A 13,753-nucleotide genomic window follows, 5' to 3' on the forward strand; every position below is an offset into this window, starting at 1 on the left:
GGGTGCACGCCAAATGCTGGCAAGCATGTTGTCTTGCTCTTGGTTGGTATCCTGAAATTCATCAACCAAAATAAGTGGGTAGCTGGTCTGAACAAAAGCTGCAAAGTGCTCACCTTGCTCCCCTTGTAGTGCTTCAGACAAAGTTTTTATTTGCTGCGCAAACGTAGTTTCACCCTGTTGCTGGAGGAGTGCAGGTAAACGCAGTTTCACTTGTTCACATAAATGGTATTTCAGATAACCTTCCGTTTCTACAAGCGCACTTTCCATATGCTGTGTATGTGCCAATACATCGACCAATTTTTGTAATGCTTCATCTGTATAGAAGCGTGTTGCATCTTGTTCAGCGCATTTCTTGGTAAAAACCTTACCGTCTTGAATGTTCTTCACAAACTTTTCAAGTGTTGTACGTGCATCTGTAAATTCTTTTAAAAAGAAGTGGCGCCCATCTTCTTTTAAAATACGTTCTATGGCCTCAGGAATAATTTGCTCAAATAAGACAGTAAAGCTATTTTGTCTAAATATTGTTTTGCTTACAGTTGGGAAAAAATTACCATCTGCCAAGTAGTAAGACGATAAGTGAGCAAAGCTCAAATTTCGTAGCTTGTCTCGTAACTTTAAAAATTGGTCTACTTCTATTTTTGGAGGCTGTACAGGCTTAAAGTATGCACTGGTAAAATTCAGTGCATCTTCTACAATTTTTATATACTGATGAGTTGGCTTTAGACGACCACTCATATAAAACCAATCTACTTGTTGTTGTGACTGTTTTTGTAGCCATTCACGCAGCACATCATGTATGAGTTGCTCGGTATACTGCTTTGACTGATCAGTAATATCAATTCGTTCAATTTTACCACTTTCAAATGCAAACTCTCGCAATAACTTTTGACTAAAGCTATCGAGTGTCCCCACAAACAACTCATCTAATTGCTCTAAAACCAATTGTAAACGACTACATGCATAAGCTACTTGTGTAGAAAATTTTTCTAATAAAACAATTTTTAATGGGTCTGCACCCTCTACCTTAAGTTGCTTGAAATGCTCAATATTTGCTTGATCATCAAATCCTTGTCGTTCCTTAAAGAATTGATGTATTTCAACCAAGCGCATACGAATACGTTGTTTCAACTCAGCGGCAGCAGCACGTGTAAATGTGGTTGCTACAACTTGTTTAGGCAAGTGCTTTTCTAGCAAAATACGCACAAGAAGACTAGACAGTGTAAAGGTTTTTCCTGAGCCTGCCGAAGCCTCTATCCAATGTAGCCCTTGAAATTGAATATCTTGAATGGGTTGAAAAGATACTTCTCGTACAGTTGGTTTCACAATGTTTTCCTTTTCAACTATTCATCAACATTCAAATATTCATAAATGGGCGCATATAGGCGATACGCCCATTCACGACAATGATTTTCTAATAAAATACTTGCATCTTGTTCCTGCAAAATAAATTGCCAATCTTGATGATACTTCGATGCTTTATCCTCACCTGCAGAGAATGCATCACTATATTTTTGTGGGTCATTCCAATGTTTAGAAAGTGTTTGCCAAGTTTTTTCATCTAAACCATTTTCTTCTGCCCATTCAGGCTGTTTGTTTCTTTCACTAGGTTTGAGCAAGAGTGCGGCAGGCAAAACAACAGGGGTCTTCAGTGCGTGTTGCCATAGACTCCACCAATGTTTCAAAAAGATATTTGCCTGTGCTGAACTAACCCCTTCATACGTAATGGTCTGATCACTAAATACAACAATATAACGATAGTCTTTGCCTTGCTCATCAAGGTTTAAATACTGCAGCCACAATAAATAATGAAGCCATGCTTTTGCACGTCGTTCGGCACGTGCACTTGAAATCTGTAGCTCAACCCACTGCGTTTCACTGGCTTGCTTTGGCACAGTAATACGTAAGTATACATGTTCTGAAATACATAACGTTTGTTGTGTCGTTTCTGTGGGCTTATCTGCATATGTATGCAAACGTTCTAATAATGTCAGATACTCTTGTTGCGACTGTTGCCATGCACTCTGCTGCACTTTACCCACAGGAAGCTGATCTAATAATATGTGCATATTTTCGACAGGTTCATCTTGTGCTTGTAAAAAACGCCTTACTTCATATCTTGCTAAACCATCCAACAGTAAGGGTTCTTCATCATTATTTTCTTCAATATTTTTTATATTTTCGACACCAAGCGTTTTTAAATAAAGCTGTGCGGGGAACGTAACATCATTCACCCATTGGTTGCTGTCTAATACCACAACATCCGATGTATCCATTTCATAACTCTGATCAATCCAAGGCTGTCTTCTTCCTGAATGGTGCTGTAATTGCTGTGCAACTGCAAACCATTGATCTTGGTAATGTATCGCACCTGAATTGATAAAGTTAATTGCATCAAAAGGTTGTAGTGCATGAATGTGATACATAGATTCAAGCTGTATTGGTACATTCATTTCTTTGAGATATTTCGACTTTTCTTCTGTAATTTCTGTATTTATATTTTCTTGAGTAATCAATGCCAAATGATCTATAAACTCTTGCAACACACTTGAGGGTTGCATTAGTTCACCACTTTTTTCATCAAAGCCATTATAAAATAACCAAAAATTCTCTTTGGCTAATAACAATGTATCTAAAAAAGCGCCTTGATCATCTTCTAAACGTGAGCGATCACCTAAAATTGGACGTAAAACTTGTATCAAATCAAAAGGGACATGCTGATTACGACTTGGAAACACACCACTGTCTAAACCAAGAACCACCATTAATTGATAAGAAATGGGACGAATTTGCCCAATTTCACTAAATGTAATATGCCCACTCGGTTCAGCATTTTCTAACTGACTTTCTAAGCCTTGCTCAATCTCTGAAATCACATATGCAAGTGGTAAAGTGAGGTCATCTAACTGCCCCATTTTTTCTTGTGAATTGCGCTTTTCATAGGTCACTGAAAGCGTCAACATACGAATATGTTTCTGAATGAGTTCCGCCACTGTACGTAAAATATCTTCGCCCTGTTGCTGAAACTGCGCAATTTCCTCCGCAAGTACAGTCAGCCAATACTCCACGCTGTAATGCTCTCCCTGCTCATGACAAATTAGCCAGTCTCGACGATGATCCAAGTCATTATAAATTTGAATTAAATAACCGATCAACGAAAAGTCTTCAGGCTGTACGTCCGCATAACTTAACGTATCTAAAACCATCGTATGTTCAGGTACTGCAATTCCCATGACTAAACGGTCTAAAGCAAATTTAAAACTAAAACGATAATCCTGATCTTCTTCAAGTAAAAAGCGTTTTAAATGTGCTTCATCTAGACCACGCTTAAACCCTGCATTTTCAAGGAGTGTAAGCATGCGTGTCACTTGTTCATGATCTAAACCATAATAGCGCTGTGTAGGCAATAAACTTAACCAATCGGCAAATTCACTATACTTAAAACGCCCTTGTGGCAACTGAATTCGACCAATCACTGCCAACCACGCATTGGTTAAATCAAACTGTGGTACACCTACAATTTTAATCGGTAAATAACTTTCCTGACGTTGCCCTTGTTGTCGCGGTGGTGGTGCAAACACACTACGAATCATGGGCTCAAGCATACTCAAATCAGGCGCAACCACTAAAATATCATCTAAACGGCGTGGTGCTTCTTTTGTTCCTTGTGACAACCAATATGTAAGCTGATCTTTTAAAACTTCAAGCTGCCTTAAATTGGAATGGCAGACATGCACTTGTATAGACTGATCCTCTAAAGCAAGCGGATAAGCATGCGCTTCGGGTTCCATAAGGAATAAAATATCGGACTGTACTTTACCCAATAAAGTATTCCGATAATCATCAAAGAATAAATCTTCCCATATTCCCTCTTCACCCGATGATAAGCCAGCCAATAAAGAGAAATGGTCACGTGCTTGTTTACCAAACCGTGTAAGCAATGGATGTCTCGACTCTCTTGCCTCTGCATTAAACGTTACATTAAAGGTTTGAATAAATGCTTCAATTTCTGTGTCTGTAACTTTTTTTCCTTGACGCTCAGTTTTATCCCTAAAACGCTGTACAGCCTGCGCATCATAGGTTTTTTTCCAATTTGGATCGACACTGTCCGCCCAATATTCTTGCGATGGATTGTAGTGATAAATCGTGACATCAATATATTGTCCCAAACGGCGCAAAAACTGTAATTGATTTGGGGGTAAATCTAAGAGTGTGAAAATTGTGACTTGTCGAGGTAACTGTTTTAATGCAGTAGTCTTGGTTGCTTCTAAAATTTGCCAAAACTGCTTATCAATGGCTTTGATTTTGAGAAAATCTTCATGAAAAACTTCATGCCATAACCAACGTTGCCATGCCTCTAACGATTCGGCTTGCTCTAAATTATATAAAGAAATATTTTTGGACTGTGGTGAAATCAAGGACTCCACATCAATAGGTCTATCTTGTCCCCAAGCATTGAGCCAATTTTGCTTACAAGTACACTTTCCTTGAGCATGTCCTTCAAAACAATAACCACGGTATAACATGTAATGACCAAATAGACGAGAAACCTGCTCAGAAACCCAATACAGCATGCTTTGCTTTTTTATTTGGCGTTGTAATGGGTCTGTTAAATGTGCAGCACTGTCAAAAATACGCGCAATAATATCGAATAACGCATGTTGCTCTGAGAGCTCTATTTGCGCAGATGTAATAAAAGGACGCAGTGCTTCATAAATACGCCACTTCATGACCAGTCGAGGAATATTTGCCTGACGAACTTGGTCTTTATCAGTCATTACTTGTTGGTAAACATACCACTGAAAAGTTTGAATACGCTGATGATAAATTTGATTGGCACTAATTCCTTGTTGCTCGGCAATATATTGTTTTAACCATTGTTCAATGGCCTGATTCGGCACAATAAAATGCTGTGTTTCCAACACCTGAAATGGATCATTCGTGACTTTCGATTGTTGCTTTAGTAGCATCTGTGCCAACACTTCAAGCTGTTGGCTTTGAAATACATGAATACCCATTTCTTATATTCCTCCGTTCCTAGAAGACGCATATTACATCACTCTATTCATCTAAAGTAGTGAAGTAAATTTACGTATCAATTACTTTTTTTATATACGTAAACACTTGCGAAGATTACCGTATTAAATGTAACCTTATTTTATCAAGCCAAATTTATATAAATATTAAGCTTATTGTCACTTTTATCGGCAACAAAAATTTTAAAGGTATCATGATATGAATATTGATAATGTACCCGAATATATTGATCCACATTTAGACTTAGAACAAGCAAAGCGTGAGTGCCTAGAGCTGATAAAAAAACGTGCTTACATTTCAGCAGGTGCTGCGATTGTCCCTATTCCATTTTTTGATGTTGTCATCGATGTCGGCTTACTTACATCGCTTATTCCCGAAATGAACCAACGCTTTGGGCTTTCAAAAGAATATGTGAGTGTTTTCAACCCAAAAACCAAAGAAGTAAAATGGGATGAACTCCGCAAACGTGGCGTTGAATTTACAGGCCTAATGGTAGCGCGCACAGGTGTTAAAAAATCAATTAATGGTTTTATTAGTCGTATGCTCACCAAACAAGTCACCAAGTTTATTCCTCTCGGTGGTCAAATTGTTTCAGCAAGTTTGGGCTATATTGTGTTCAAAAAGATTGCTGAAACACATATTGAAGACAGCTACAAACTTGCGAAAAGCGTTCAGGAAAAATCTCAGCCTACAACTGTAAGTGCTTAAGCCTTATGAAGGCGGATACCCCGCCTTCATTTGCTGAATAATTGCCTCTAGAACCTGTAACCGTGCATGTCGCTTATTGTCGGTGGCAATAATATGCCATGGTGCAAAAACAGTATCTGTATTGGCAAACATATCTGAAGCGGCTTGCAAATAATTATCCCACTTTTTACGATTTCTCCAATCTTCATCTGTAATTTTAAAGCGCTTATGCGGTGTTTCTTCGCGTGCCTTAAACCTTCTTTCTTGCTCATTTTTATCGATAGACAACCAAAATTTAATCACTACCGTATTGGTACTGACGAGATCCTGTTCAAAACGATTAATTTCATCATAAGCACGTTGCCATGCCGCATCATCTGCAAACTTTTCCACACGCTCGACCAACACTCGACCATACCAAGAACGATCAAAAATCGTAATTTTATCCTGATTGGTCTTCATCCAAAAACGCCATAAATAAGGATGTCTGAGTTCATACTTTTCTGGTGCAGAAATCGCATGAATCTCGTACTCACGTGGGTCAAGCTTCTTCACAATTCTTTTAATTGCACCCCCCTTACCTGCTGCATCCATCCCTTCAAACATAATGACGATACGGCGTTGATCTTCACGCAATAAGTGAGCCACTTGTTTCGTCAGTTTTTTTAATTGCTGTTTGTAAGATGAATGATCAAATGTTTGTTCTGGAGTATGAGTTAGTTTTTCATGAATACTGGATTGTTTCCAAATGGCTGTATTGACTACAGATGACAAAGCATCGTGTTTTAAATGCTTTAAGATATTAAGTGCAAACTTGGTGTTCCGTGATTTATTATCATCTTCATCTATCACAATCCAATCTTGAGTAAAACGTTGGCGTAATCTCTGTACATTTTCATACTGCTTTTTCTTATGCCAATCGACGCCATGTAAACGATGAAGTTGCTGTTCTGACAAGTCAATATTTTGAAGCCTTTTTTGCAAATGAGACCAAGATGTATCAAACCAAAATTTCATTACATCTACAGCATTGTTTTTTAAATCATCCTCAAAAGCCTGCATCTTCTGTACATACCCATCAAAGGTACTTTCATCAAAAGGATGATTAATGTGCATTGCTGTTGTGAGTAGATCACTATACCAATTGCCAAAAAGCACAACAATTTGTCCCTCTCTTGGAACAGAGGAAACATATGGTTGCCAAAAAGGTTGCTCATTATTCAGCAAATTTGGTGTGTCTGCCTTAACTCTTAAATAACGTGGATCCATCCACTCTCGTAATTGTTTTACAGCTTCACCTTTTCCTGCAAGTTCGATACCACTCACCAAAATAAGCAAACTTTTGCCAGTTTTTGTACCACGTGCTTTTTTAAAAGCATATTGTGCTTCGATGAGTGCAAGTGATAGTTCATCTTCACACATACTATTTTGGTTCATATCTACTTTCCCATTATTGTTCTTTTCGTTCATGATCAATTTATACCGTATTTTTACGCGATAAATATATTATTTTGAAGCAAGGCAATTTATGATGAATATGTTTTCTTTTGTTGTTTTATATTCATATGTCAAAACTTGCTGTACTTGATGATCTCGTATCACGGTATCAACAACTTAAATACCATAATAATCCTGCATTAAAAAAACGTTTACTTGATGTACAACAGTGGCAGAAACACAGACTATGCAAAGCACACCAACATTTTTTTGCACAAAAGAACCATGAGCTGATGGGGCACTATTTTGTGCAACGTTTATATGGTGGCCCTGACTTTGATCTCATTGCAGAACAAGTTTCTCGCCTCATTCAACACGCACATAAAATTGAACGTCTGATTCCAAGTGCAGCGATTGAAACAGGTACACATGGTATTGAGCTTTCCATCTTGGCCGTACAACTCGATGAAGAAGTTGCTGAAGCACTGCTTAAACAATATGACCCCAACACCCCCTTAAACAATGCAATGATGCAGCAGTGTTATATTCAAGTACAACAAGAAAAAGAGCGCCTTAAACAGATTGAAATGACAGACAAACTGGGCTGCTATTTAGACCGCCATTTACGCTCTTTTATGCTACAAACTGCATTCAAAATGGGAAAACCACTTGCATACAAACACCGCTTCGACACACTCTATCGTTTTATGCATGAGGGATTTGTTGCGCTCAAACCGCTAAACTCTGCTGCAACTTTTGTAAAAACGTTTACGAATAAAGAACGACAAGTGATTGAAAAATTACATACGGGGCATCCTTCACCATTTGCTTAACCAAGCAGTAAGATAAAATGCCACAACAACAGGTTTTTTCTGTATATTATTGACCTGTCTATACATTACAGCAAATACAAACAAAGATTCCTTGTTTAGGAATGTCGCTTTTTAACTATTCTTCGTGATCAGGAGAGACTCCATGTCGAATGAAAACCAAACGCCTACAACAACACCAAATACGGCTACTCAGTCAGACAAAGTGAGTCCATTTTTATCTTCTCCTTTACCTGAAGGTACGCCTCAGGGTCAGCAAACCTCATTGCAAACACCAAACGATAATAAATACACACTTCCAAAAGGTGCAAATAAAAACGAACACGTGGGTGAAACCACACACTTTGGTTTTGAAACAGTACGTACCGAAGAAAAAGAGCAAAAAGTTGCTCATGTATTTCACTCTGTTGCAAAAAAATATGACCTTATGAATGACCTTATGTCATTTGGTATTCACCGCTTATGGAAGCGCTTTGCAATTCAGATGTCAGGTGTGCGCCGTGGTCAGCACGTACTGGATATTGCAGGTGGTACAGGTGACCTTGCTAAGGTATTTAGTCGTGAAGTTGGTTCACAAGGGCATGTAGTTCTGTCCGACATCAACGAGTCGATGCTCAATGTTGGTCGCGATCGTCTTATCGATGCAGGTTGTACCAATGTCGACTTTGTTTTAGCAAATGCTGAATCTTTAGAACCATTTGAAGACAATAGTTTTGACCTTGTTACCATTAGCTTTGGCTTACGTAATGTTACCAATAAAGAGGCTGCACTTGAGTCTATGCTACGTGTACTTAAACCAGGTGGTCGCTTACTTATTCTTGAGTTTTCAAAGCCAATCTTTGAACCTTTTTCAAAACTCTACGATGCTTACTCATTTACAGCATTGCCGCTAATGGGCAAAATCATTGCAAATGATTCAGAAAGCTATAAATATCTGGCAGAGTCGATTCGTATGCACCCTGACCAAAAAACGCTGAAAGGCATGATGGAAAATGCAGGCTTCCAAAACTGTGACTACCACAACCTTACAGCAGGTATTGTTGCTGTGCATCGTGGCTTTAAACTTTAAAACATAAGGATATTCCTCATGTGGTCAGTATTGGCGCTTGGCGTTGCAGAAAAAATGGTTAACCGTATGGTTGACCTTGACGCACTCACACGTATTCAATTGAATTCGTTAGAAGGTCAACGACTACGCGTCATTATTGACTCTCCTCAACTCTCTGTAGATGTTCTTTTCGATGCTGAAAAGATTCGACTAGAACCGACGGTTACAGGTCATGCATCAACAACTTCTATTTTTGAGCAACGATCTTTTGACCAAAAAGAGCATGTGGTTGATGCTACCGCAACACTGCATGTCGAGAACATTGTTGCCTTGGCAAAGTTGCTACTAAATAAAGAGATGGGCAACATTCCTGTACAGGGTGACTATCATTTACTGCAAAATATTCAGAATATTTTACAGCACATGCAACCTGATATTGCTGCACAGCTTTCACCATGGATAGGTGCAAACCTTTCTAGTGCTCTCGGTCAAGTACATGTTGTGCCGAAATATCTTCAGCGCTCAATTCAAAGTCAGATGTTCTTTTTAGAAGACACCATTAAAGAAGACAGCAAGTTATTTGCTGCGCGATGGGAAATGGATGATCTCAACAAAGGCACTCGACAACTACAACAAAATATTGATCGCCTCGATGCTAAAATCAAATTGCTTAAAGCAAAGCTTCCTTTAAATCATTCGGGTGATTAAATTATGATTCCGCATATTTCACGTTTATTCGAAGTATGGCGTATTGCAGCGCATTATCGACTAGATACTTTAATCTCTGCGGAAGATATTCCACCCAAAGCACGCCCATTACTTAAGCTCATCCGCCTACACCCTGCAGCATGGTCAAGTAAGCATATAAACAACCCCATAAAACTGAAAGAAGCCCTTGAAGATATGGGGCCACTCGCCATTAAAATGGGGCAACTGCTTTCTACCAGACGCGATTTAATTTCACCTGAAATTTTACAGCAATTGGTCATGCTACAAGACCAAGTCAAACCATTTCCTGTACAAGTGGCAAAAGAGCGTATCCAAGCTGCTTTTAAAGCAGATTTAAATACCTTATTTAAGCGTTTTGATGACCAACCCCTTGCCGCTGCATCTATTGCTCAGGTTCATACGGCTGCCCTACATGATGACCGTGAAGTCGTTGTCAAAGTAACACGTCCTGATATTCGCCCCCAACTCATTCAAGATTTTGAAGTCTTAACATGGTTCGGACAACATTTAGAAAACCGACTCGAAGCTGCACGTGCAGTACATTTACTTGAAATTATTCAAGAATACCGTCAAACCATACTCAATGAACTCGATCTATCATTAGAAGCCAGTAATACCCGTCGTATGCGCCAGTGCTTTATAGGCTCAAGTATGATGTATGTGCCTGAAGTCTATATGGATAGCACAGATGCCATGGTTGCCGAGCGCATTACAGGTGTGCCTATTTCAGATACTGAAACCTTTGACCGCTTGGGAATGGACCGTGCAGATTTGGCTGAAAAAGGACTTACTGTCTTTTTTACACAAGTTTTTCGAGATAACTTTTTCCACGCAGACATGCATCCGGGCAATGTTTTCGTAGAAATCATTAACCCTAAAAACCCAAGATACATTGCACTTGACTGTGCAATTATGGGTGAGCTTTCCAAACAAGACCAAATGACTGTGGCACGCATGCTCCTTGCGGTCATGAATGGCAACTTTACACAATTGATTCAGGTCGTGCATCAAGCAGGTTGGATTCCACCCGATACAAACCAAGATGCACTTGCACGTGAGATGCGCAGAACCATTGCTCCAATGATTTCACAGCCAATGCATGAACTCGACTTTGCAGGCATCTTACTGCAAATTATGGATATTGCACGGCGCTTTAGATTAGAAATACCACCTCAACTCATGCTGTTGTTAAAAACACTAGTACATATCGAGGGCCTAGGCACAGATCTTTACCCTGAATTAGATATTTGGAAATTGGCAAAACCTATTTTAAACAAATGGGTCAAAGCCAATATGGATCCTATTTATAATATTAAACAATTTGGTAAACAGATCCCCGATCTTTTACTCGGTGCACAAGATTTACCAAGTCTGATTGTCGATAGCCTCAATGGATTAAAAAATCAGTCTGCATGGCAAGACAAGCAATTACGAGAAATACAACAACTGCGGTTACAGCTTGAGTATCAGCAAAAAAGAAACTGGATTTTTGGCAGCGTACTTTTAATTGTGCTCTCTATTGCGATTATTTCACCTTGGTTTATTTCTATACCGCTCATTATTATCAGTGCCTTACTTGTCATATGGCGTTTGGTTCGATAAGAAAAGCGTTTAGAATTCGTATAACTTCACGTACACTATTGGAATAGGTCTGTTATAGACCATATTTTCTTTTTTAGTTTTAATTTTGGTGATTTCCATGAATAACGTGCAATGGCTTGATGAGGTAAAATTTAACGAACAAGGCTTAATTCCTGCTATTGCACAGCATCATCAAACAGGTCGTGTACTCATGGTTGCATGGATGAATCGTACATCTCTTGCAATGACGGCAGAAAAAAACCAAGCGGTTTACTTCTCTCGTTCACGCCAAAAATTGTGGCATAAAGGTGAAACTTCAGGACACTTTCAAGTTGTCCATGAAATTCGCTTAGACTGCGATGCAGATGTCATTATTTTACAAGTAGAACAAAAAGGTGGCATTGCTTGCCATACAGGACGCGAGTCATGTTTTTATAGAAAGCTGACTGAAAATGGTTGGGAAATTGTAGATCATCAACTCAAAGACCCTAAAGACATTTATGCCAATGCCTCAGAGAAAAATGCACATACACTTGCAATGGAAAGTGCAATGACACAAGCAGAGTCTGTCGAAATTCTAGATTATTTAGGTCAGATGATGGTTGAACGCCAAAAAGCAGATCCCGACAGCTCATATGTTGCCAAGCTTTATCATAAAGGTTTAAATAAAATTCTAGAAAAAGTGGGTGAAGAAAGCTTTGAAACTATTCTTGCTGCTAAAGATTTTGACTTAGAAAAGAACTTGAACAATAAAAATGACTTCATCTATGAAGTGGCAGACCTTTGGTTTCATAGCATTGTGATGTTGGGATACTTCAACTTAAATCCACAAGATATTCTAAATGAGCTTGCGCGACGCCAAGGTCTTTCAGGTTTAGTCGAAAAGGCAAACCGTACACATTAAGATGACCACAACTCCAAAGCCTACAAACGAACAAAGTACAGCCATTGAACATGCATTGCTTGGTGAATCATTCAAAGTGGTTGCTTATGCAGGTACAGGTAAAACCACGACTTTACAAATGATTAGCCATGCCATGCCTCAACGGCGTGGTATGTATTTGGCATTTAATAAAGCCATTGCAAGTGAAGCTCAAAAAAAGTTTGACCGACAAGTCGACAGCAGAACTTTTCACTCCTTGGCTTTTCGCAGTGTCCCTCGTTCAATTACCGATAAGTTACGGCTTCCTCGTCTAAGCCCTGCTTTTTTGGCCAAAGAATACCGCCTTGAACCGATTACGCTGAGACGCTTAATGGGTGGACGCTATGAAAAATATACCATTATGCCAAGCCGCTTGGCAGGTCTAGTCGTCAATGCTGTAGGTTATTTTTGTTCTACAAACTCACAATACCCTGCCCCACGTCATATTCAAGCACCTAGTTGGCTACATACAGACGACATTAATGCATTACAAAAACACTTGTACCCTTTTTTAGAGCGACGTTGGCTTGAGTCAATTCACCCTGAGCATCAAGTAGGTATCGGGCATGATATCTATTTAAAACTATGGGCACTCTCTAATCCCGTTATTCCTGCAGACTACGTATTATTTGATGAAGCACAAGATGCCGATCCCCTCATGCTAGGTATTTTGCTCAAACAGCAACAAACCCAAGTCATTTATGTCGGCGATGCACATCAACAAATTTATGCATGGCGTGGTGCAGTCAATGCCATGCAGAAGCTGCCTTTGCCTGCTTCACGACTCACCACATCCTTTCGTTTTGGTGAAGACATTGCACAAGTGGCAAATTTACTCCTTGGCGGACTTGGTGAAACCGTACCTTTATTGGGGAATCCAAATCAAATCTCCAAAGTGGTGAATAAGCCTCATACCAAACAGCGTGATGCCATTTTATGTCGCACCAATGCACGTGCAATGGAGTTATTACTCGCAGGTCTAGTCAATCATGACAAAGTGACTTTGCAAGCAGATCATGCACGTTTAGGACGTTTTATAGATGCAGCAAGTATGCTTAAACAAGGAAAGCGCGTTACAGATGTACCTGAACTTGCGTGGTTTAACTCATGGCATGATGTACATGAATACTGTGAAACACATGAAGGCAGTGATATAAAACCATTGGTAAGATTGGTCGATGAACATGGTTCAGGCCCATTAAAAAAAGCACTTACCCAAATTACCCCCATTGATGAAGCAGACTATGTTATTTCTACTGCACATAAAGCCAAAGGCTTAGAATGGGATCGTGTTCATCTTGAAGATGACTACCAATTTAAGCTCAACCAACATGACTATAAAATTAGTGATGAGGAACTTCGTTTGCTTTACGTTGCATCTACACGTGCGAAATCAAGTTTAAATATCCATTATATTTATGATCTGATTCAACAACTTAAAAATAAAAAACCAAGAAAATAAAAAAGGAGCTTTCGCTCCTTTTT

General features: G+C 39.2%; 10 protein-coding genes. 7 read left to right on the forward strand and 3 right to left on the reverse strand.

Annotation, left to right across the window (positions count from 1 at the left end):
* Together P256_RS13380 and P256_RS07230 are read right to left on the reverse strand one after the other, a co-directional pair.
* Positions 1 to 1,323: UvrD-helicase domain-containing protein (locus P256_RS13380; protein WP_023273034.1), on the reverse strand; the 1,323-nt coding region annotated here is incomplete at its 3' end.
* A gap of 17 nt (positions 1,324 to 1,340) precedes the next feature.
* Positions 1,341 to 5,015, reverse strand: coding sequence for an exodeoxyribonuclease V subunit gamma (locus P256_RS07230; RefSeq protein ID WP_023273035.1), 3,675 nt, complete (start codon positions 5,013 to 5,015; stop codon positions 1,341 to 1,343).
* A 217-nt stretch (positions 5,016 to 5,232) separates the two neighbouring features.
* Between P256_RS07230 and P256_RS07235 the strand changes: the two genes are divergently transcribed.
* Entirely contained in the window at positions 5,233 to 5,742 is a 510-nt protein-coding gene (locus P256_RS07235) for a class I SAM-dependent methyltransferase (RefSeq protein WP_023273036.1), read from the forward strand.
* 3 nt (positions 5,743 to 5,745) lie between these two features.
* Here the strand turns inward: P256_RS07235 and P256_RS07240 are convergent, their stop codons facing one another.
* On the reverse strand, positions 5,746 to 7,191 hold the full coding sequence (locus P256_RS07240; protein ID WP_228130233.1) for a phosphate--AMP phosphotransferase: 1,446 nt from the start codon (positions 7,189 to 7,191) through the stop codon (positions 5,746 to 5,748).
* 95 nt (positions 7,192 to 7,286) lie between these two features.
* On the opposite strand from P256_RS07240, the gene P256_RS07245 reads away from it, so the two are divergent.
* The 6 genes from P256_RS07245 to P256_RS07270 all read left to right on the forward strand — a co-directional run bounded on the left by P256_RS07245 (position 7,287) and on the right by P256_RS07270 (position 13,730).
* A complete protein-coding gene (locus P256_RS07245) occupies positions 7,287 to 7,991 on the forward strand; it encodes a DUF8198 family protein (RefSeq protein ID WP_023273038.1) in 705 nt (234 codons plus the stop codon).
* A 142-nt stretch (positions 7,992 to 8,133) separates the two neighbouring features.
* Complete coding sequence (gene ubiE / locus P256_RS07250) at positions 8,134 to 9,057, forward strand: bifunctional demethylmenaquinone methyltransferase/2-methoxy-6-polyprenyl-1,4-benzoquinol methylase UbiE (RefSeq protein WP_023273039.1); 924 nt, start codon at positions 8,134 to 8,136, stop codon at positions 9,055 to 9,057.
* Between the two features lie 18 nt (positions 9,058 to 9,075).
* A complete protein-coding gene (locus P256_RS07255) occupies positions 9,076 to 9,744 on the forward strand; it encodes a ubiquinone biosynthesis accessory factor UbiJ (RefSeq protein WP_023273040.1) in 669 nt (222 codons plus the stop codon).
* A 3-nt stretch (positions 9,745 to 9,747) separates the two neighbouring features.
* The gene (locus tag P256_RS07260; protein ID WP_023273041.1) at positions 9,748 to 11,367 is read left to right on the forward strand and encodes an ABC1 kinase family protein; all 1,620 of its coding nucleotides are present in this window, start codon (positions 9,748 to 9,750) and stop codon (positions 11,365 to 11,367) included.
* Positions 11,368 to 11,464: 97 nt separating this feature from the next.
* Positions 11,465 to 12,250 carry a bifunctional phosphoribosyl-AMP cyclohydrolase/phosphoribosyl-ATP diphosphatase HisIE gene (gene hisIE / locus P256_RS07265; protein WP_023273042.1) on the forward strand — a complete coding sequence of 262 codons (786 nt, stop codon included), beginning with the start codon at positions 11,465 to 11,467 and terminating at the stop codon, positions 12,248 to 12,250.
* A gap of 1 nt (position 12,251) precedes the next feature.
* A complete protein-coding gene (locus P256_RS07270; RefSeq protein ID WP_023273043.1) occupies positions 12,252 to 13,730 on the forward strand; it encodes a UvrD-helicase domain-containing protein in 1,479 nt (492 codons plus the stop codon).
* The last annotated feature ends 23 nt before the right edge of the window (positions 13,731 to 13,753 follow it).

Origin of the sequence: Acinetobacter nectaris CIP 110549, from assembly GCF_000488215.1 — a bacterium.
GTDB lineage: Bacteria > Pseudomonadota > Gammaproteobacteria > Pseudomonadales > Moraxellaceae > Acinetobacter > Acinetobacter nectaris.

Bases quoted from the DNA above. Each gene is read 5' to 3' on its own strand.
- P256_RS07230 (WP_023273035.1), bottom strand. From the start codon at position 5,015: ATGGGTATTCATGTATTTCAAAGCCAACAGCTTGAAGTGTTGGCACAG.
- P256_RS07235 (WP_023273036.1), top strand. From the start codon at position 5,233: ATGAATATTGATAATGTACCCGAATATATTGATCCACATTTAGACTTA.
- P256_RS07240 (WP_228130233.1), bottom strand. From the start codon at position 7,191: ATGAACGAAAAGAACAATAATGGGAAAGTAGATATGAACCAAAATAGT.
- P256_RS07245 (WP_023273038.1), top strand. From the start codon at position 7,287: ATGTCAAAACTTGCTGTACTTGATGATCTCGTATCACGGTATCAACAA.
- ubiE (WP_023273039.1), top strand. From the start codon at position 8,134: ATGTCGAATGAAAACCAAACGCCTACAACAACACCAAATACGGCTACT.
- P256_RS07255 (WP_023273040.1), top strand. From the start codon at position 9,076: ATGTGGTCAGTATTGGCGCTTGGCGTTGCAGAAAAAATGGTTAACCGT.
- P256_RS07260 (WP_023273041.1), top strand. From the start codon at position 9,748: ATGATTCCGCATATTTCACGTTTATTCGAAGTATGGCGTATTGCAGCG.
- hisIE (WP_023273042.1), top strand. From the start codon at position 11,465: ATGAATAACGTGCAATGGCTTGATGAGGTAAAATTTAACGAACAAGGC.
- P256_RS07270 (WP_023273043.1), top strand. From the start codon at position 12,252: ATGACCACAACTCCAAAGCCTACAAACGAACAAAGTACAGCCATTGAA.